The organism is Ferrimonas aestuarii (assembly GCF_005116665.1).
GTDB classification, from domain to species: domain Bacteria; phylum Pseudomonadota; class Gammaproteobacteria; order Enterobacterales; family Shewanellaceae; genus Ferrimonas; species Ferrimonas aestuarii.
In genome coordinates, this window is record NZ_SWCJ01000001.1 from 164,589 (window position 1) to 183,142 (window position 18,554).

Annotated in this window: 19 protein-coding genes; 10 read left to right on the forward strand and 9 right to left on the reverse strand. The window is 52.5% G+C overall.

Going from position 1 to position 18,554, the window contains the following annotated elements:
* Positions 1 to 230: 230 nt before the first annotated feature.
* On the reverse strand, positions 231 to 1,130 hold the full coding sequence (locus FCL42_RS00825; protein ID WP_205729198.1) for an alpha/beta fold hydrolase: 900 nt from the start codon (positions 1,128 to 1,130) through the stop codon (positions 231 to 233).
* 237 nt (positions 1,131 to 1,367) lie between these two features.
* On the opposite strand from FCL42_RS00825, the gene rihA reads away from it, so the two are divergent.
* A complete protein-coding gene (gene rihA / locus FCL42_RS00830; RefSeq protein ID WP_136861473.1) occupies positions 1,368 to 2,306 on the forward strand; it encodes a pyrimidine-specific ribonucleoside hydrolase RihA in 939 nt (312 codons plus the stop codon).
* A 130-nt stretch (positions 2,307 to 2,436) separates the two neighbouring features.
* On the forward strand, positions 2,437 to 3,696 hold the full coding sequence (locus tag FCL42_RS00835) for a DEAD/DEAH box helicase (RefSeq protein WP_136861474.1): 1,260 nt from the start codon (positions 2,437 to 2,439) through the stop codon (positions 3,694 to 3,696).
* Positions 3,697 to 3,751: 55 nt separating this feature from the next.
* On the opposite strand, the gene FCL42_RS00840 is transcribed toward FCL42_RS00835, so the two are convergent.
* From FCL42_RS00840 to FCL42_RS00855, 4 genes are read right to left on the reverse strand one after another with little or no spacing between them, the layout of a single operon-like run.
* Complete coding sequence (locus FCL42_RS00840; RefSeq protein ID WP_136861475.1) at positions 3,752 to 4,927, reverse strand: sensor histidine kinase; 1,176 nt, start codon at positions 4,925 to 4,927, stop codon at positions 3,752 to 3,754.
* On the reverse strand, positions 4,924 to 5,619 hold the full coding sequence (locus FCL42_RS00845; RefSeq protein ID WP_136861476.1) for a response regulator transcription factor: 696 nt from the start codon (positions 5,617 to 5,619) through the stop codon (positions 4,924 to 4,926). The genes FCL42_RS00840 and FCL42_RS00845 overlap by 4 nt, the downstream gene beginning before the upstream one ends.
* Positions 5,620 to 5,655: 36 nt before the next feature.
* Positions 5,656 to 5,937 (reverse strand): hypothetical protein, encoded by a 282-nt coding sequence (locus FCL42_RS00850; RefSeq protein ID WP_136861477.1) that lies wholly within the window; start codon positions 5,935 to 5,937, stop codon positions 5,656 to 5,658.
* 51 nt (positions 5,938 to 5,988) lie between these two features.
* Positions 5,989 to 6,504: a PepSY domain-containing protein gene (locus FCL42_RS00855; protein WP_136861478.1), complete on the reverse strand. Its 516-nt coding sequence runs from the start codon at positions 6,502 to 6,504 to the stop codon at positions 5,989 to 5,991.
* 215 nt (positions 6,505 to 6,719) lie between these two features.
* Between FCL42_RS00855 and FCL42_RS00860 the strand changes: the two genes are divergently transcribed.
* The 3 genes from FCL42_RS00860 (at position 6,720) to FCL42_RS00870 (ending at position 8,786) form a co-directional block, all read left to right on the forward strand.
* Complete coding sequence (locus FCL42_RS00860; RefSeq protein ID WP_136861479.1) at positions 6,720 to 7,679, forward strand: NAD(P)H-dependent oxidoreductase; 960 nt, start codon at positions 6,720 to 6,722, stop codon at positions 7,677 to 7,679.
* Between the two features lie 61 nt (positions 7,680 to 7,740).
* A complete protein-coding gene (locus tag FCL42_RS00865; RefSeq protein ID WP_136861480.1) occupies positions 7,741 to 8,190 on the forward strand; it encodes an ankyrin repeat domain-containing protein in 450 nt (149 codons plus the stop codon).
* A 146-nt stretch (positions 8,191 to 8,336) separates the two neighbouring features.
* Positions 8,337 to 8,786 carry a tellurite resistance TerB family protein gene (locus FCL42_RS00870; RefSeq protein WP_136861481.1) on the forward strand — a complete coding sequence of 150 codons (450 nt, stop codon included), beginning with the start codon at positions 8,337 to 8,339 and terminating at the stop codon, positions 8,784 to 8,786.
* Positions 8,787 to 8,820: 34 nt separating this feature from the next.
* Here the strand turns inward: FCL42_RS00870 and FCL42_RS00875 are convergent, their stop codons facing one another.
* Both FCL42_RS00875 and FCL42_RS00880 read right to left on the reverse strand, forming a co-directional pair.
* A complete protein-coding gene (locus FCL42_RS00875) occupies positions 8,821 to 9,867 on the reverse strand; it encodes a M48 family metallopeptidase (RefSeq protein ID WP_136861482.1) in 1,047 nt (348 codons plus the stop codon).
* 8 nt (positions 9,868 to 9,875) lie between these two features.
* Positions 9,876 to 10,928, reverse strand: a complete 1,053-nt coding sequence (locus FCL42_RS00880; RefSeq protein WP_136861483.1) for a YjgN family protein — start codon at positions 10,926 to 10,928, stop codon at positions 9,876 to 9,878.
* A gap of 217 nt (positions 10,929 to 11,145) precedes the next feature.
* Here FCL42_RS00880 and ppk2 point away from each other — a divergent pair, with 217 nt between their 5' ends.
* The 5 genes from ppk2 (at position 11,146) to FCL42_RS00905 (ending at position 15,500) form a co-directional block, all read left to right on the forward strand.
* Positions 11,146 to 11,931, forward strand: a complete 786-nt coding sequence (ppk2, locus tag FCL42_RS00885) for a polyphosphate kinase 2 (RefSeq protein ID WP_136861484.1) — start codon at positions 11,146 to 11,148, stop codon at positions 11,929 to 11,931.
* Positions 11,932 to 12,210: 279 nt separating this feature from the next.
* Complete coding sequence (locus FCL42_RS00890; protein WP_136861485.1) at positions 12,211 to 12,672, forward strand: ATP-dependent zinc protease family protein; 462 nt, start codon at positions 12,211 to 12,213, stop codon at positions 12,670 to 12,672.
* On the forward strand, positions 12,673 to 13,569 hold the full coding sequence (rimK, locus tag FCL42_RS00895) for a 30S ribosomal protein S6--L-glutamate ligase (RefSeq protein WP_136861486.1): 897 nt from the start codon (positions 12,673 to 12,675) through the stop codon (positions 13,567 to 13,569).
* Entirely contained in the window at positions 13,559 to 14,638 is a 1,080-nt protein-coding gene (locus FCL42_RS00900; protein ID WP_136861487.1) for a succinylglutamate desuccinylase/aspartoacylase family protein, read from the forward strand. Before rimK ends, FCL42_RS00900 begins: the two co-directional genes overlap by 11 nt.
* 187 nt (positions 14,639 to 14,825) lie before the next feature.
* Positions 14,826 to 15,500: a YoaK family protein gene (locus tag FCL42_RS00905; protein WP_136861488.1), complete on the forward strand. Its 675-nt coding sequence runs from the start codon at positions 14,826 to 14,828 to the stop codon at positions 15,498 to 15,500.
* Positions 15,501 to 15,506: 6 nt separating this feature from the next.
* Here FCL42_RS00905 and FCL42_RS00910 read toward each other — a convergent pair whose 3' ends face one another.
* Positions 15,507 to 17,159 carry an asparagine synthase-related protein gene (locus tag FCL42_RS00910; protein WP_136861489.1) on the reverse strand — a complete coding sequence of 551 codons (1,653 nt, stop codon included), beginning with the start codon at positions 17,157 to 17,159 and terminating at the stop codon, positions 15,507 to 15,509.
* 176 nt (positions 17,160 to 17,335) lie between these two features.
* Positions 17,336 to 18,058, reverse strand: coding sequence for a nucleoside phosphorylase (locus FCL42_RS00915; RefSeq protein WP_136861490.1), 723 nt, complete (start codon positions 18,056 to 18,058; stop codon positions 17,336 to 17,338).
* Between the last annotated feature and the right edge of the window lie 496 nt (positions 18,059 to 18,554).

Below are 18,554 nucleotides of genomic sequence, written 5' to 3' on the forward strand. Positions count from 1 at the left end.
TGCGGGCTAGAAGATAACTCCAAGCTAAGCGATATCGGCCGTACTTTCAAACGCCTTGCCGGCGAAGGCCGGTATCTAGTGGCCTGGGATGGTAGAAGCAGGGCCACTGGGTCCTGATGTGCGTCAGGGAGCATATATCTGAGTACGCTGGTAACCGACTGACTGCGTCAGGGAACCAATTACTGGATAAGCGGGTAACTGGCTGACCGAGTTCTATAGGCTAGCTAATGTCACTCAGTGACTTCAGCCCCAACAGCGGTATCCCAAAATTGGTTTAGTGCATCTAATACTCGCTCTGGGGCTTCCAGTTGCGGGTAGTGACCAACGCCATTGAGGCGAACAATAGGATGTTGAGGCAGATGGTCGGCAAAGTAGTTCACCAGAGAGTGGCCGGAAATGGGGTCGTCGACACCATCAATTAGGGTGATGGGAATCTGGCTCTGATCCAGCGCATCAAACCAACGCTGTTGATGTACCCGCCGCTGATGCATGTAGCGAATCAGGTAGGGTAGGGCACGCTGTCCCTGATTGACGGACATCAGTTGCCAGAGCCCGGTCAGCTCCGTCTCTGATGGCGGTTGCTTGCCCCAGATCTTATTCAAGCTGCGGCGAAAGGCCGCCTCGCCAATAAGGGGAGCAATGTAGGGGCCGATTCCGCTGGCCAACAGTTTTTGAATCAGCAATGGCTGATGAGCATCGGGAAACAGGCCGCCGTTAAGTAAAGCCGCACTGCGCCAGCGTACTTTTGCCTCACCGCCATTTTGACGAGCAAGGAGCTCTTGCGCCACGCTGTCGCCGTAGTCATGGGCGATAAGGTGAGCCTCCTCAATGCCCAATTGCTGACATAGGGCCTCGAAAGCATCGGCCTGCTGGCACAGGTCATAAGCGACAACGGGTTTATCACTAAACCCAAATCCCAGCATGTCCAAATAAACCACTCGAAATCGCTGGTTTAGCGTTGGCAGCAGGTATTGCCAATCCCAACAAGCTGAAGGAAACCCGTGGATCAGCACTAGGGCAGGGCCTTGTCCTTGCTCCCCATAGAACCAACGATGCCCCTGCCATGACCAATACTGCCCCTGACTGTGCCAGTGTTGCAGCTCGGGGATAAGCTGGGTTTGAGAGTCCATAATTGCGTCCTTGCTTGGCTGCATTTTTATAAAGTGCAGTGAAAACTGTTCATAAAAGATACAGCCATTTTGTACTCGAGCTCAATAACTTTACGTTAGCGGTTGGAATTCGGCTAACTTACTGCCTTTAAAGTAAAAACAGGAATTTTCGATCCAGATCTAGGATGTGATTCATGGTTGGGGCTATGCTTGCGATTCAAACGAAAAAGAATTGTTTACCTTGAAATGGTGAGTTAGATGACCCGACCTATTATTCTCGATTGTGATCCTGGCCATGATGATGCCATCGCCCTGATTTTGGCAGCGGCAAGCCCTGAGCTGGAGCTGCTGGCCGTGACCACCAGTGCTGGTAACCAAACGCCAGACAAAACCCTGCGCAACGCGCTGCGAGTACTCACCTTGATTGGCCGTACCGACATCCCTGTTGCTGGCGGCGCCCACAAACCGATTAGCCGCGAGCTGATTATTGCCGATAGCGTACATGGAGAATCTGGCCTGGATGGGCCAGAACTGCCTGAGCCAGCTTTTGCTCCGGTGGGCGAGCATGGTGTGGCACTGATGGCCGAAAAGATTCTGGGCAGCAAGCAGCCGGTGACTTTAGTACCAACCGGTCCGCTGACCAACATTGCGCTGCTGCTGGCCACCTACCCAGAATGCAAAGACAACATCGAGCAGATCGTTCTGATGGGCGGCTCTGCTGGTGCTGGCAACTGGAGCCCAGCGGCTGAGTTTAATATCTTGGTTGACCCTGAAGCGGCCGATATTGTGTTCCGCAGCGGCCTGCCTGTGGTTATGCACGGCTTAGACGTGACCCACAAGGCACAGATGATGGCTGAAGATATCGAGCGCATTCGTGCCATCGACAACCGCCCAGCGCAGGTGGTGGCGGAGCTGCTGGACTTCTTCATGCTGTATCACCGAGATCCTAAGTGGGGCTTTGAAGGTGCGCCACTGCACGATCCTTGCACCATCGCCTACTTGATTAACCCTGAGCTATTTAGCTGCATCGATACTTGGGTTGGTGTGGAAACCAAAGGCGAGCACACACAGGGCATGACCGTGGTTGACCGTTACCAGCTTAGTGGCAATGAGCCAAACGCCAAGGTTGCCATGGATCTTGACCGTCCGGGCTTTGTGGAGCTGCTGGTTGAGCGCTTAGCGCACTACAACGCCTAAAACTCAGTGAATTAGGCCACCAATGAGGGGCAAATAATGCCCCTGACTCCGTAGGGCTGATATACTTGCCCTCATTACCAAGCCGCAGTGGTAACCCCTCTGCGGCTTTGATTTTTTTATGAGAGCAACTATGCCATTTTCCTCTTTAGGGGTAAGCCGACCCATTGCCGATGCTGTGGCCGAATGCGGCTATCAACAGCCAACAGAAATTCAGCGTCAGGCCATCCCTTTTGCCTTAAAGGGGCAAAACCTCATCGCCGCGGCGCAGACCGGTACCGGCAAAACGGCGGCGTTCATCCTGCCGATTTTAGAGCGCCTGAGCCAAGGTCAAACTCAGCGCAAAAAGCGTGTTCGCGCTCTGGTACTGGCTCCTACTCGAGAGCTGGTAGTGCAAGTTGCCGATAACGCTCAGCAATACGCCAAACACCTGAACCTCAATGTGCTTGCCATGTATGGTGGCACCGAGATTCAGCCTCAAGTGGAAGCGCTGATTGAAGGCGTTGATCTGTTGGTGGCGACCCCTGGGCGACTGCTGGATATGTACACTCGCCGCGCCTTGCATTTCGATGAAGTGGAAGTGTTGGTGATGGACGAGGCCGATAAAATGCTCGACATGGGCTTTATCGACACCATCAATCGCATCGTTGAAAAGCTGCCACGGGAACGTCAATCTTTGCTGTTTTCCGCCACCTTGTCTAACCGCGTTCGAGACTTAGCCAAATCGGCAGTTCACGATGCGGTTGAGATCAAACTGGCGGCGGCCAAGGCCAGCAAGTCCAATATTGAGCAGTGGGTGATTCCTGTCGATAAAGACCGTAAGTCGGCGCTGCTGAGCCACCTGATTCAAACCTCGCCGTGGCAACAGGCGCTGATCTTCATTAAAACCAAAGCCGGTGCGGCCAAGTTGGTGGAGCAGCTGTCCAAACGTGGCATTGAGGCCGAGTGTATTCATAGCGGCCGCTCCCAAGCGGTGCGAGAGCAAATTCTGGCAGACTTCAAATCGGGAAACATTGCCTATCTGATTGCTACCGGCGTGGCAGCCCGAGGCATCGACATCGATAACTTAGAGCGCGTGGTGAACTACGACTTGCCGTTCCCGGCAGACGACTACGTGCACCGCATCGGCCGTACTGGCCGAGCCAGCGCACTGGGTGAGGCGGTCTCTTTCCTGTCAAAAGATGATTTTAAAAACCTGTGCATGATCGAAAGCCGACTGGATCATCTGCTTGAACGTCGTGATGTAGAAGGTTTTGAGCCTCGCAAACCGATTCCCACCTCCATCTTAAATTACGTGCCAAAGGCAAAGCGGCAAGGTGGTGGCGCGAAAGCGGACGGAGTACGGCGAGGGGCAAAGCCTCGCCGAGCTGAAAAAGGCCCGCGACAGAGTTAGCGGTTGGGAAGACGTTAAACAGTGGGCAGCTGGTTAAATCTGCCCACAGTGTTGGCTAGATGGGCAGCTCAATCTTTACGCCTAAACCTGGGTGGTTGTCATATAGGCTGATGCTACCGTGATGCAGCCCAGCGACCGCTTTGGCCAGAGACAGACCCAAGCCTAAGCCGCCATCGGTGCGGCTTTTGTCCACCCGATACAGCCGCTCAAATACTCGAGGTTTGTCGGCATCGCTGATTCCCGGCCCATTGTCGGCCAGAGTGATTGCTATGTGGTTGCCTTGATTGTGGGCTTCAAGCTCAATGCGACTGCCTTGGGGGCAATAGCGCAGGGCGTTTTCCACCAAGTTGGCTAACTGCTGAATCAGGAGTTCGCGGTCGCCCTGAATCTTGAGGGCGCTGTCGGGCTTGTTGACCGACAACGTCATGCCGGCATCGTCGGCCACATCCACGTAAATATCGGCTACGGTGTCGATAATGGCATTGATGTCGACCTCAGAGAATCGACTGCGGCGCGCTCCGGATTCGATCTGTGAAATTCGCAGCAGGGCATCAAAGATGCTGGCCAGACGCTGAGAGTCTGACTGTGCTTGCTCCAACTCCCGCTGCAAGTCTTGAGCGTCTTCAATAGCCAGAGCATCCGCGGCATCTTTGATGTTCCACAGGTTATGTTGCAGCCGGGTAATTGGGGTTTTGAGTTCATGGGCGATGTTGGCTGAGATGTCACTCATGGCCGCCACCGAGCCTTCGAGCCGCGATAGCATCTCATCCACGGCAACGCCGATGCGCGCCAGATCGTTCATTTTATGGGTTTCGCCGGTGCGGGCACTGAGCTCGCCCTCAGCGGCGGCGGCCAGTACCTGCTCAATGCGGTTAATGCGCCGCTGGCTCGCGCGAGTCATGGCGATGACGATGGCGGCAGTAAAGCCGGTGACCAGCAGCCCTGAAAGCACAAAGCCAGTGGTCAGTGCCGCCAGAATGTCATCGTCTTCGATGGGGTCGTCATCAATGTCTACGTTCTGGCCACGAGCCAACTGTTTGGATTCTTTGACGATCTCTTTATTTTGCTGCCCGAGTTCGTAATCCACATAGGCCAAGCTGAGGCTGGCCATCAACATCAGGCTCAGCATTGAGACCAACACAAACATCAGCCCCTGCTGTGTCGCGGTGCTCTGCAGCCAAGTAGGCAGCTTAACCCCTTGGGTCAATCGAGTGGTGAGGGAGCGAATCATCGGTTTGTCTCTCCCCTGTGTTCCAGTTTGTAGCCCGCACCGCGCACGGTTTGAATCAAGGTGTCACCAAAGGGTTTTTCTAATTTGTTGCGCAGACGGCTGATGTGGGTTTCCACCACACTGGTTTGCGGGTCAAAGTGGATATCCCAAACGTGTTCCAGCAACATGGTGCGAGTAATCACTCGCCCAGGGTGGCGCAGAAACAGCTCCAGAATTCGAAACTCTTTAGGCTGAAGATCCAGCACTTTCCCCTGGCGGCTGGCACTGTGCTCAAACATGTTTAGGGTGAGATCGCCATAACTCAGTTCTGGCTTTGCTTGGTTGCTGATGGTCACCGAACGTCGCGACAACGCGGTGACGCGGGCCAACAATTCGGAAAAGGCAAAGGGTTTGGTGAGGTAGTCATCCCCTCCGGCTTCCAGCCCTTCGACGCGGTCGTCCACCCCGCCTAATGAGGTAAGAAACAGCACCGGAGTGGCGATTTGAGCCGCGCGCAGGGCCTTAACCAGAGACAGGCCGTCCAGGCCTGGCAGCATTCGGTCAACAATGGCTACATCAAACTGTTCTGTCATGCAAAGGGTTAGGGCGTGCTTACCGTTGTCGGTCACCTCAACGTAATGTCCGGCTTCTTTCAGCCCTTTGTCGACAAAGCGGCTTAGGCTGACGTCATCTTCTACTAACAAAATTCGCATGATGATTCTCGGTTGCTGTGCCACATCAAAGCCACGCTAGGCGGCAACGATGGGTTGTTGACTCTCTTGAGTGGCCGAATCGGATACCGGCTGGTCCTCTTTGGCATTGGTTTGATTGGCGTTGTGGGCGTACCACTTGGTCAGCAATGCGCCGATCATTCCTGCCAATAAACAGGCTCCTAGTGTAACCAGTCCTAGGGCAAAAAACAGAGTAAACGCCAGCAATTCAACCACCCCTTTTAGACCATTGTGTCGTATGGACGACAGGGAAGACGTTAATTTCGCTCGCAAGTTTGCGTATCGGTTTGAGTTAATCATAATCATTGCTCCTTCGGGCACCGGTTTGGGTGCCCGCTAAACAGAAAGGCATTATTGGGCTGCTAGGCGAGTTTCCATGGTGCTGCCATCGGCTTTCACCAACTTCATCTCGTAACTGACGTTGTGGTCGTCTTCCAGCTCAATTTCATAGACCTGTGCGCTGTTTTGGTTTTCAGCGTCGCTCAGCGCCGCTTCCAGCGACTTGAACTGGCCAGATTTGACGCCAGATAACCACGCGGCTTGCTCGATGAGATCGTCATGGTCGCGTTCGCGTTTCTCGCGGCTAATGACCACTTCTCCAGTGGTGGCGCTGATTACGGTGTAGAAGTTGTTGCCGTTGTCGCCAATCAGCTCAATCTCATACAACGCCTGGCCCATTTCAACTTCGCGCTCAGCTTCCATCGGCTCGCCGCCGGTGTGCTTTTTGGCAACCATGATCGCCTGCTTTAATGAGACCGCATCGGCGTCGATGTTGGCCGGTGCGTCATCGGCAAATGCACCGGCGCTGAAGATGGTGGTTAGAGCTGCTGCCAAGATGATCGGTTTGGTGGTGATGGATGATTTCATTGTGTAGTCCTCGCTTAAGTAACGCCGGATTATCCCGGTTGATGGTGCTACTTTACCTAGGCGAGCTTGCGGGCAGTTTTCGTCAACTATACATTTTTGTAAGCTTTTACTGATAGGTAGTGGCTAATAATTATTTAGGTAATGCTCCTCTAAAAGTTAATTAATAGCTTTCGTACACTGGCTCCATCAAATCAGATACCCCTTTGGAGCAGAGCATGAGCAAAGTACTCGTCATTTCAGGACATCCTGAGTTAAGCAAATCGTTCACCAACACCGTGATTTTGGAGCAGCTATCTGCAGGCCTTGAGGACGTGGAAATCCGTCGTTTGGACAGCCTCTATCCCAACTATCAGATCGACGTGAATGCGGAGCAGCAGGCCTTGGTTGAAGCCGATGTCATTGTGCTTCAGTTCCCTTACTACTGGTACTCCATGCCAGCGCTGATGAAAAAGTGGATGGACGACGTATTCAGCTTTAACTTCGCCTATGGTCCGCAAGGGGACAAGCTGAAAGGTAAAGATTTTATCTTAAGCTTTACCGTGGGTGGGCCAGAGGAGGCGTACAGCCCCCTGGGCTACAACCATTTCTCTATTGAGCAGTTAATGCGTCCTTTAGAGCAAACCGCGTATCTGGCGGGCATGAACTACCGCAAGCCTGTTTATACCCACGGCATGGTGTACATTCCCGGTGTTTACAACGAATTGGATCAGGTGCAGGCCAAAGCCCGCGATCATGCCAACCGGTTAATGGCGCAAATCAGCGACATTACTGAGTCGGCCAGCAGTCGCATCCGCAAGCTGGTGGCTCAGTGGTTTGCTCAGTTTGATCAGTTGCCAGAGCAGAGTGAGTTCTTTACCGGCCACCTGTCGAACGATCTGAATTTAGTGATGCCAGAGGGCAGCTTTAAAGGCCATGAAGGCTTTAGAGATTGGTACGCCTTTGCCCGTCGCACCTTTAAACCAGGTTGCGAACACAAGGTTGAGCAGACCTTAGTGACTGAAAAGGAGGGCGGTTATCAGGTGGACCTGCGCATCCGCTTAGACGCGGAAACCTTCCCTGAGTCAGAGCCAAAGGGCGAGACCATTAGCTTGCTGGTGAATGAAACCTGGCAGGTGACTATCGACGAGACCGGCCATGTGACCATTCACGATTATCAAGTAACGCCAGTTGCGTAAACCACAGCCCAAGGAGGCAGTCGAGCGGCTGCCTTTTATTTGCAAGATAAAGGTCCACAACATGAAACTGACACCTCGAGGTTCGCTACTCACATTGGTGCTGTCATTGCTTATCTCATTTTGGGCGTTCAGCGATGATAGCTTGCATGGCGCCGCTTATCACGGTGATGAGGCGCTGGTCATCAAGCTGCTGGCAACCAACCCGGATCCCGATGCCCGCGACAGCTTTGGCGGTACGGCGCTTCACGGTGCCATGTTTCAGGACAACCTCAATATTGTGCGTCTGCTGATTGATGCCGGCTTCGATGTGAACGCCATCGGGCCACGTAATGGCTATACGCCGCTGCACGATGCGGTATGGGCCAATAACTTGGAGGCGGCGAAGCTGTTGGTTGAAAACGGCAGTCGTGTGGATATTCGCAGCCGAGATGGTCAAACACCGCTGGATAAAGCGAGAGCAGAAGCTAAGTTTGAGATGGTGAAGTATCTGGAATCCGTTAGTGCTAAGTGAGCCACATAGAAAAGAGCGAAGCCAGCATATTGCTGGCTTCTTTGTTTTTGGAGCTTTGCTAGACAGAGGCAAATGATGAAAACTCTTAGGGAACTGGGTTCAATAATCTTTGTCCACTCTAGTAACAACCCATCTCTGTGAGGTCGATGCCGATGATAAGTCGCCTGAAATCCCTGTTCGAACACCATGATGATCATGCCAATGAGCTTAATGTCGAGCTTGCCACTACGGCACTGTTACTTGAGGTTGCACGAGCGGACTCTCACATCTCCCATCAGGAGAAAGAAGCGGTGTGGCATCTGATTAAGGGGCTACATCAGTTGTCGGATCGGGAAGCTAGGGATCTGATTGAGGAGGCATTAACCCAAACCGAAGAGGCCAACTCAGTACATAACTTTACTAACGTGGTAAAGAAAAATCTAATTCTGAATCAAAAGCTTAAATTGCTAGAAGGGCTATGGCGTGTGGCTTATGAGGACGACGTGCTAGAGCCTCATGAGGAGGCGATGATCCGTAAAGTCAGCGATCTGCTGTATCTGCGCCACAGTGAGTTTATTCAGGCAAAATTGGCGGTGACCGAATCCAAAGGTAAATAATGCCGAGCGCGTTACGCTCGGCATTGGATACTCCCTAATCGCGGGGCTGCTGATCAGCCTGTTTTGAGTTTTCAATCCGATCTAAGGTTTTCGGATGGGAGCTGAAATACTGGTAGAAGTTTTCAAACTCTCTGGCATCGCCTTCATCGATGTGAGTGATGGTTGCCAGAGCTCGCCCAAGAGCCTCTGTTTCGATGCCAAGACGTTTGAGGTAGCGAAGCGCAAACGTGTCGGCCTGCGTCTCCATCTCTCTTGAAAAGGCACTTTGCAGCAAGCTTGTGGCGGTTCCTATGATGGTCTCTCCGGCGCCTTCAATATCACCTAAAACTAGGGCGAACATGACACCAGCCGCGGTGGCTCGTGTGGCCAGTTTTAGGCTGTGTTGATGCTTTACGTGGCCAATTTCATGGAGCATTACCGCGATGATCCCCTCGGGATCATCTTTTAACTCGTTAACGAAGTCATCGGTCAACACCACGGTACCATCCGGCAACGCAAAGGCGTTCGCACCTAAGCTGAAATCACGAAACAGTAGCGTGTACTGGCTTTGATCCAAGGTGGAGTTATCGAATATGTGCTGCCACAGCTGCCGCACCTGTTGCTGTTCGCTTTCACTCAATTGGGTTGAGGAGAGAGCGGTTTTGTCCAATACGGTTAAGGTTTGCTCGCTCATCTGCACCGATACCCAATCGGGTAGGTATGGCGCGGTTAAGTCTGCTGCTTGAGGAAGGACTCGGTAGGCCAACACCCAAAGCACCAGTGGCAGCACCACCGTGGCCACGACCACGCTGAGCCAGCGAGTTTCTAAACCATGCAGTAACGATTGGCTTGCTGACTGCTTTGGCCATCGATATTTCGCATCGTCTGGAGTAAACCTGCTGCCATCAAAAAACAGCAGGTCAACTTCCAGCCCAGGTAAAACGTCTCCGTAGGAGACCTGCTCAGGGCTCGCCTGCTGTATGGTCTCTCCGGTGTCTTTATGGCGAACAACAAAGTCACCATCAGCTCGTATCTCTACTTTCGCTGGAGTGATTTCGGAGCCTAGACTGCTAACGAAGCTTCCAGATACAGAGTGCGTCATGGGCGTTCCTAGGTTAAAGAGAGATCGATATCGAAGGCGTTGGCGGCTTCGTCGGCAAAGGCCGATTGATCACCGTGGACGGTGTTTGCCAGTGTGTGCGCCTTAGGTTCGAGCTCAAGATCGATGTTGGAGTACAGGAACTTGGAGCGGCGAATCACAATCAGTGGGTAGGCTAACCCTAAGGTGCCCATCAACAGCAGGGTGTTGCTTAGGTTTAACCAAAGCAGCTGCCCTAGCTTGATTCTTGGGCGGAAGCGGAAGATCTCTGGCAACTTAATGGATTCCAGTATATGCACCAGAATCAAAGAGGCATACAGCGCTTTGCCAATGAACATTGAGAAGAACATCGCAACATAGACGGTAGCCAAAAACATCAAAGACGGTGTGTCGTCTGGATTCGTTATGCCGCCAAACCCTAGGGCGATGGAGATGCCTAAAAAGATCAAGATAATGGACGCTAATCCACTTAAAAGCACTGCGATAAAGTAGCGCTTGGCTTTTAACTCTGAGGCATCCATCTGTTGGCCGCCTAGCTGGATGTTGCTATAGATGAATTGATCCATCTTTTTTACTACCAGAGGCATGGCTAAGAATAGGGTTAAGATTGATAACATCGGGTAGACAACAAACGCCAGCAGCGCCCCGATATAGTTGCCCGTAAAGGAGAAGCGCACATTACGATAGCTGGTCATCTTAAGTGAGAACTTCAGTCCCTGAACAATCATCCATGGCGATACCGCCATGAGCACCAAGGCCGAAACCATAGCAATGATGGGATCCACTTGGACTGCTATAGAGTAAAGCAGCATTAAGACTAACGCTAAGATTCGACCTTTCAGAATCTGCATCGGTTTCGCGAGATAGCGGAAGCCCTGATTTAGGATTTTGGTGTGGCCATAGAGGTAGTTGAGATTTCTGACTTTGGCCCATGGACCATAGATGCCTAAGGTAATAATGGTGAGAAGCAGGTTTACGCTCCACAGCTTGAAGTATTCAAAGTAGCTTCCGCTGAACTCAATGGGGGTGACCTGTTTATCTTCCTGATTTAATTCGTTTTCCATGGTGATATTGAGAACTATTACTAACAAGGGGTGAAGTTAATCACATGTAAACAGAAGATGAAAGTGGCGAGTTATTTTCAGATGTGATTTTGAGAACTTTGTTGCATCTTATTGATCTATATTAAATAAAAATTGCTATTAATGGGTGTAACTTAAGCCTGCATCAGGCTTATTGGCGCACCTTGAGTTCACCATCTGGTGATAAGGAAGGGCGAACATGGACAAAAAACTCTACGAATCTGAGCTTAAAAAGTTGCAGATAGAGTTGGTGACGATGCAGCAATGGATCAAGGAGCAAGGGCTCAAGGTCGTGGTGCTGTTCGAAGGCCGAGACGCTGCCGGAAAAGGGGGCGTGATCAAGCGCATCACTGAGAAGCTAAACCCCCGTTTGTGCCGCATCGCCGCGTTGCCTGCTCCCTCCGATCGAGAGAAAACCCAGTGGTATTTTCAGCGCTATGTTGCTCAACTTCCCGCCGCCGGAGAGATGGTGCTGTTTGATCGCAGCTGGTATAACCGAGCTGGGGTCGAGCACGTCATGGAGTTTTGCACTCAAGATGAGTACGAGGAGTTTTTGCGCTCCTGTCCTGAGTTTGAGCGGATGTTGATTCGTTCGGGCATCATCTTAATCAAGTACTGGTTTTCGGTTTCCGATGACGTACAGGAAAAGCGCTTTAAAGAGCGACTCACCGATCCGCTAAAGCGTTGGAAATTTAGCCCCATGGATCTCGAGTCTCGGTCTCGATGGCAGCTGTATTCAGAAGCCAAGGACCGGATGTTTTCCCATACCGATACCCGCCAGAGCCCTTGGTTTGTGGTGGATGCGGACAACAAAAAGAAAGCGCGACTCAATTGCATTCACCACCTGCTTAAACAAATTTCCTATCAAGAAGTTGAATATCCAGAAATTTGCTTGCCAGAACTGGATAATCGCGGGTATATTCGCTCGCCCATTGATCAGCAACACTGGATTGAAGATCACTATCCCTTTGAAAAGGCTAGATAGTTTCATATTTGCGGGTATCCAGAAGGTGATTTTGGGGAGTTGATGTCGCCACTGCGAATCACAGCCTTGGTGAGGACGCCAAGCGCGGTCTAACAGCTCGTAGCCTCGACCATTCGAGAAGCACGATGAAGACCAAGAATAGGGACAACGTTGGGTGAGTTGATTCACTGCTGAGCGCGAACGCAGGCAGAAAAATCAACAGAGCCCCAAACGAGCGATGCTGTAAACCTAGCGCAAGGCTATGGTTATACCCATCTGCTTTGGCATTTTGGAGTCACCATGGATACTCAAAAAAGTTCACAAAATCAGGTCGAAGACCATCAGATTGCAGGTTGGCGCGAGTGGGTTGCCCTACCTGAGCTCGGCGTCAGTCGTATTAAAGCCAAAATGGATACTGGAGCTCGTACCTCCTGCATCCACGCCATTGCCAGTGAGCGCTTCGAGCGCGATGGCAAACCTTGGCTGCGTTTTACCGTACAACCTCAGCAAGACAGTGATGACACTCAAGTCTGTGAGGCTCCCATTATTGATGAGCGGACCGTGCGGGACTCCGGCGGTCACGAGCAGTTGCGCCCCGTGGTTTTGACCAGCCTAACGATGGGCAAGCGCACTTGGCCCGTTGAGATGACCATCACCAATCGCGAGCGTATGAAGTTTCGCATGCTAGTTGGCCGTACTGCCATGGAGAATCAACTGCTGATTTGTCCAGAAGATTCATTTTTATTGTCCTTGGAGGATTAAATGAAAATCGGAATTTTATCTCGAAATGCCAATCTCTACTCCACTCGGCGCTTAATGGAAGCCTGTCGAGAGCGGGACCATGAGCCCGAAGTGATCGACGTGCTGCGTTGTTATATGAACATCAACACCTTAAAGCCATCGATTCACTCCAAGGGTGAGATTCTAGAGGGTCACGATGCGGTGATTCCTCGTATCGGTGCTTCGGTGACCTTCTATGGCTGTGCGGTGCTGCGTCAGTTTGAAACCATGGGCGTGTATGCGGTCAACGGCTCTGATGCCATCAATCGCTCTCGAGATAAATTGCGGTCGCTGCAGCTATTGTCCGGTCGCCAAATTGGCATGCCGATTACCGGGTTTGCCAGTAAGCCTGATGACATTAAAGATCTGCTGGACATGGTTGGTGGTGCGCCAGTGGTGATCAAACTGCTGGAGGGTACACAAGGTATTGGTGTGGTGCTGGCGGAAACCCGAAAGGCCGCCGAAAGCGTGATTGAAGCGTTTTTGGGTCTGAAAGCCAACATCATGGTGCAGGAGTTTATTGAAGAGGCTGGTGGTGCCGACATTCGCTGTTTTGTGATTGGCGATCAGGTGATTGCCGCCATGAAACGCCAAGCGGCGGAAGGGGAGTTTCGCTCTAACCTTCACCGTGGCGGCAGCGCAACCTTGGTTGAGCTTACCGAAGAGGAGCGCTTAACGGCGGTTAACGCTGCCGCAGCCATGGGGCTGCATGTGGCAGGGGTGGATCTGCTGCGCTCCAAGCGAGGCCCGTTGGTGATGGAGGTGAACTCCTCCCCAGGTCTGGAAGGCATTGAAACCGCTACGGGCAAAGACGTGGCTGGGATGATTATTGATTACATCGAGCAACAAGTGAAATCTGGTGGAGATCATGACCGCTGAAAAAAGTCGGGCGACGGCCAAGGCAGTTCAGTTTGAACTGGCTGGGCAAGAGATCGCTCCTGGTGATCGTGCAACAATTGATTTGGAAGTGGCCCAGCTGTATACCCATGCGCCGCTGAGTATTCCAGTACAGGTGATTCATGGGCGTAAGCCCGGACCAGTACTGCTTATCTCTGCGGCCATTCATGGGGATGAGCTCAACGGGGTAGAGGCGGTGCGACAACTGCTGGCGTTAGTGGATGCCAAAAAGTTGCGCGGCACGTTGGTTGCCGTTCCCGTGGTTAACGTGTTTGGTTTCAACAATAAGAGCCGCTATTTGCCGGATCGCCGTGACCTTAATCGCTGCTTCCCCGGCTCTGAGCGCGGCTCCATTGCGGGACGTTTAGCGCATCAGTTCTTCACCCAGGTGGTGCAGCGCTGCAGCCATATTATCGACCTACATACCGGTGCGGTGCACCGGACTAACCTGCCACAGCTGCGGGTGAATATGCAGGATCCAGAAAGTGCGTCAATGGCCCAAGCCTTTGATGTGCCAGTGGTGGTTAACGCGGTGACTCGAGACGGCTCATTGCGAGCTGTGGCTCAGGAAAGTGGCATTCCGGTAATCACCTATGAGGGGGGGGAAGCGCTGCGCTATGACCCAGGCGCCATCAAGATGGCGGTTCAGGGATGCCTGCGGGTGATGCGTCACCTTGGCATGCTGCGCTCCCAGCGAAAAGTGACCAAACCCATGGTCATTGCTCGCAGCACCTCCTGGGTTCGCGCCGAGCAAAACGGCACTTTCAGAAGCCTTGTTGGCCTAGGGGAGTGGGTTAGCAAAGGTCAGGCACTGGCGAAAATCAGTGCGCCGCTGGGCACGGTGGAGGGGCAAATCTACGCACCGAAAGATGGCATTGTCATTGGTCATCAAACTTTGCCGCTGGCTAATGAAGGCGATGCCCTGTTTCATCTGGCCTATTTTAAAGAGGACAGTGCGGACGAGGCTCAGCAGCAGGTTGATGATTTCTTGGAAGACGTCAGTGAGATGCAGCTCGTCGAAGACGTGGAGTTTCCCCCTCAATCGGAGTAAGTAACTCTGGATTGAGACCAACCTGATTGAGCAGGTCATCGTGACAAGGTATCTCGTCAGGTTGGTAGAGTTTGTGCGGCCGGTGATTTCAATCCCCGGCCGTTTTTGTATCACGAAAACTGTTCACTGGATCCCGTTTTCAGTGTGAGCTCACCCCCTATAATTCGCGCCTGCTTGGGAGAAGATTGTGATTTCTAGATTACCTAAATGGGTTGAGTTTGGTGCTTTCCTGCTGGCGCAGCTAGCAGGAGTGGTGAATGCTATTGGATTACTGGGGTTCTCCCACCAAGCGGTGTCGCACATCTCGGGAACGGTGACGTTACTCGGTGCCAGTTTGGGCACGCTCAATGGCCAAGCGATGCACATGGCTTTGGTGGTATTGAGCTTTCTGCTTGGCGCCATGCTCAGCGGGCTGTTTATTGAAAGCACCGCGTTAAAGCTGGGGCGCCGTTATGGGGTGGCGTTGTGTTTGGAAGCAGGGCTGTTGTTTTTGAGCTACCTAGCGCTGAAAAACGGTGATCTTAGCGGCCAGTACTTTGCGTCGGCAGCCTGTGGCCTGCAAAATGCCATGATCTCCACCTTCAGTGGAGCGGTCGTACGAACCACCCACATGACCGGCATCGTCACCGACTTAGGCATTATGATCGGCGCTCGCCTTCGGGGAGAGCACTTCGATTTCCGCAAGGCCAAGCTGTTCCTTTTTATTTTGTTTGGGTTTCTCTCCGGCGGCGTTATCGGGGCCAAACTCTACGTCGAGCATGGTTTGTCGACTCTGCTGCTGCCCATCGGTTACGCCTTGGCGCTAGCCTGCGCTTATTGGAGCTATCTGTACTGGGTGTCGCGTTCAAAATCGACTCCTTAGTCCTATTTACCGCCAGCGCTGGTACTGTGCCACGAATTTTAGATGGGCACTGGCATCACGAATGCCAAGCTGATCCGCCAGTAAGCGGGCGGCGATGGCGGCGCGTTTTAGGGGCGGTTTGCCATTAAGACAGCTTTGCCACCCTTGATGTTGCAGGGCGCGACGAGTGCCTTTGGGCAGCGCTAACTGCCACTGATGCTGCAAATTGGCTGGCTTGGGGAGCGGGCAGGGCAGGTGTTCTGGGTAGGTCTGCCACGGAGTTGTTAGCATTTGGGGATAGTGGCGCTGAGTCCATTCCATGTAGATGCCGTGTCGAGTCGCCGCTTCCATCGGCATCGACATCATCGCGTCGAGTACGCCCTTGGAGTAGAACGGCAGATAGAAATCCAGTTGAAATTGATCCATCTCCTCAAAAGGAATGGCCACGTGCTGATGCTGATCGTTCTCCCACAAAAATAGCTGCCACGCTTTGCTCATCGGTAGTGTTGAGTATTTTGCCAGCGCCGCCATCAGCCGCTCTTTAAAACGCAGCTGTTGGTTGCTGCCATCGTCAATCAGCGCGGCGGGAACTATCGCCTGTTGCTGGGCAATGTAGGCATCGATAACCTGTTCCGTATCGCCAGTTTTGATGGCGTCCAGCAGTGGTGCTGAGGTGTAGATCTGACCGACGCAAACGCTGCCGCCATTGCCTGACCACACCAACTGTGGCCGCTCCACGTCGTGGTAGTTGGCAAAGTTCTCAGAGTTCCAGTGTTGGCCAAGACGCTGCTCACAGGTTTTGGCTTGGGTATCGTCGACGGCAATGACTTCAAGCGAAATTCCCTGTGAATCCGCAAATTGCTGAGCGCACCAGAGATCTTGGGTCAGGCTGCGTGAAAAGTTAAGGCTTTGAATCTGTTTGCCCTGCCTACGCAGTTCGCTGGCGATGAGCCGCGAGTCAAGGCCGCCACTGAGAGTGGAGACAAAGTGGTGATCATCGGCACAGTATCGCGCTACCGCCTGTTTAAAGGCACTGTCCAGTTGCTCAATGCCCGCATCCAGATTTTCCCCCGGTTTCGAGGCCAGATGGTGCCATGAATGATGTCGGCTGAAACGCTGGCTCTGTCCGGTCAATGTAAGTACTTCGCCGGGTAGGCTGGCGCGCAGCCGCTGATATGGAGTGTGCTCACCCAGGGTATAACCCAGTAAGGCGTATTCTAACTGGGCGTCAACGTTGCGTTTGGTCAGTGGCGCATACTCGACTAGGGGCTTCATGCGGTTGGCGAACAGGGTGCCGCCGGCGAATTCTGTAGTGTAGAACGGCCGAATGGCCAGCGGATCGGCGCAAAGGGTCAGCTGCTTCGAGCGGGTATTGTAGTGGGTCAGCAGGTAGCTGCCTTGAGCGTCTTCCAGTGCCTGTACATTTAGCTGAGCTTGGTTAAGCTGCTTGAGATCTTGGCTGCGATTTTGCGACAGCAGCGGGTGGCCGAAGCAGAGCAAAATACTCTCTGGTGTTTGGTGCCAGTCATTGGACTGCCAACTGCCATGACTGTGATTGAGCAAAAAGCAGTGCTCATCCTGATAATGGTCGGCGTTGGGGTACTTTTTTAGCAGCAGCTGCACCAGGCTGTGGTGAGGGGCTTGCCATTTTTCGGTGTAAAAACCAATTTGAAAGCTCATGGTTGCCTCGATAATCAAAGGGAATATCAAGTCACAGCAAAAAGCGTGCACAAACTTATCTTATTATTTTTAATTGATTTTTTTGCTTCTAGTGGCGGTGGGTTGCAAATTGCAATCTGCGATTACGATTTTAGGAGAGTCTCTCCCTGACTGAATATCAGGGAGAATTACTTAATCTAAGAGGTCAATCCATGAAGTGCACAACGGATCGCCATCTTCTCACCTCGCATCAATGCGTCGTCAGAACACACATAATCGTTGATTCCCTCCTGTACGTCATTTCCGTAAAGCACCACATTGTTTAGGACTGCACCAACTTTCAACCCTTTAATGCGACCTAGGGTCATCAGGGCGGCAGTTTCCATATCGGCTCCTAATACTCCCATGTGGTGCCAGCGCTTGCAGACCTCCATCTCATCGTCTCGGTAGAAGCTGTCGTGAGACCGGACGATACCTGAGTGAAAAGTGACGTTGTGCTCCGTTAGGTAGGTTTCCATCGCACAGGTTAGGTGTCTATCAGCAATGGCTGGGTAGGCCAGAGGCGCATGGCTACTGGAGCCGCCGTCATCTCGTACAGCCCCATCTACCAGGATGAGTTCTCCCAGTGCTATCTTCGGTTGCAGTGCTCCGGCTGAGCCGATGCGGATAAACTGAGTCGCGCCGCATTGTCGAAGTTCTTCAAGGGCGATGATTGCTGAAGGGGCGCCAATTCCGGTGCTGCAAACGGTGATGGTTTTACCTGCAAAGCTACCGGACATGGAGCGAAATTCTCGATTGTCTGCCAGTAGAGTTGCGTTTTCTAAATGGGCGGAGATTCGGTCTACTCGGGCAGGCTCACCACAGAGAACAACCAACTCACTGACTTGGTCTGAAGATAAGAGAATATGAGGTTGCTGCATTGGGATACTCCATATCAAAGGCCGCCTCTCTTGCAGTTAAAGAGGTTAAATTTGAGGGCAGTATACGGGGAAGGAGTTAGGCGTTTCCGCGAGCAGATTCTAAGATATGAAGTGAGAGTTTTCGCCGTTGTGATTAAAGGGGCGGCTTGTCTTCATTGATTTAGTTTTCACATGCAAAAGCCACTGGCCCCTGACGTGCGTCAGGGAATAAGTTGGAGGGTACTCAGGTAGCTGGCTGCCCCAACTTTACCACTTCACTCTCCAACGCTTTGCCGGCGAATGCCGGTAGCCCGTGTCTTTGGTTTTGAGTGCAGCTCTAAATGCTCAATAAAGGCCACTGGGCCCTGACGTGCGTCAGAGAATAAGTTGGAGGGTACGCAGGTAGCTGGCTTCCCCAACTTTACCACTTCACTCTCTAACGCTTTGCCGGCGAATGCCGGTAGCCTGTGTCTTTGGTTTTGAGTGCAGCCTCACACGCCCCCGAAAGGCCACTGGG

Bases quoted from the DNA above. Each gene is read 5' to 3' on its own strand.
- rihA (WP_136861473.1), top strand. From the start codon at position 1,368: ATGACCCGACCTATTATTCTCGATTGTGATCCTGGCCATGATGATGCC.
- FCL42_RS00865 (WP_136861480.1), top strand. From the start codon at position 7,741: ATGAAACTGACACCTCGAGGTTCGCTACTCACATTGGTGCTGTCATTG.
- FCL42_RS00850 (WP_136861477.1), bottom strand. From the start codon at position 5,937: ATGATTAACTCAAACCGATACGCAAACTTGCGAGCGAAATTAACGTCT.
- FCL42_RS00835 (WP_136861474.1), top strand. From the start codon at position 2,437: ATGCCATTTTCCTCTTTAGGGGTAAGCCGACCCATTGCCGATGCTGTG.
- FCL42_RS00870 (WP_136861481.1), top strand. From the start codon at position 8,337: ATGCCGATGATAAGTCGCCTGAAATCCCTGTTCGAACACCATGATGAT.
- FCL42_RS00840 (WP_136861475.1), bottom strand. From the start codon at position 4,927: ATGATTCGCTCCCTCACCACTCGATTGACCCAAGGGGTTAAGCTGCCT.
- FCL42_RS00880 (WP_136861483.1), bottom strand. From the start codon at position 10,928: ATGGAAAACGAATTAAATCAGGAAGATAAACAGGTCACCCCCATTGAG.
- FCL42_RS00875 (WP_136861482.1), bottom strand. From the start codon at position 9,867: ATGACGCACTCTGTATCTGGAAGCTTCGTTAGCAGTCTAGGCTCCGAA.
- FCL42_RS00915 (WP_136861490.1), bottom strand. From the start codon at position 18,058: ATGCAGCAACCTCATATTCTCTTATCTTCAGACCAAGTCAGTGAGTTG.
- FCL42_RS00910 (WP_136861489.1), bottom strand. From the start codon at position 17,159: ATGAGCTTTCAAATTGGTTTTTACACCGAAAAATGGCAAGCCCCTCAC.
- FCL42_RS00860 (WP_136861479.1), top strand. From the start codon at position 6,720: ATGAGCAAAGTACTCGTCATTTCAGGACATCCTGAGTTAAGCAAATCG.
- FCL42_RS00900 (WP_136861487.1), top strand. From the start codon at position 13,559: ATGACCGCTGAAAAAAGTCGGGCGACGGCCAAGGCAGTTCAGTTTGAA.
- rimK (WP_136861486.1), top strand. From the start codon at position 12,673: ATGAAAATCGGAATTTTATCTCGAAATGCCAATCTCTACTCCACTCGG.
- FCL42_RS00890 (WP_136861485.1), top strand. From the start codon at position 12,211: ATGGATACTCAAAAAAGTTCACAAAATCAGGTCGAAGACCATCAGATT.
- ppk2 (WP_136861484.1), top strand. From the start codon at position 11,146: ATGGACAAAAAACTCTACGAATCTGAGCTTAAAAAGTTGCAGATAGAG.
- FCL42_RS00845 (WP_136861476.1), bottom strand. From the start codon at position 5,619: ATGCGAATTTTGTTAGTAGAAGATGACGTCAGCCTAAGCCGCTTTGTC.
- FCL42_RS00825 (WP_205729198.1), bottom strand. From the start codon at position 1,130: ATGGACTCTCAAACCCAGCTTATCCCCGAGCTGCAACACTGGCACAGT.
- FCL42_RS00855 (WP_136861478.1), bottom strand. From the start codon at position 6,504: ATGAAATCATCCATCACCACCAAACCGATCATCTTGGCAGCAGCTCTA.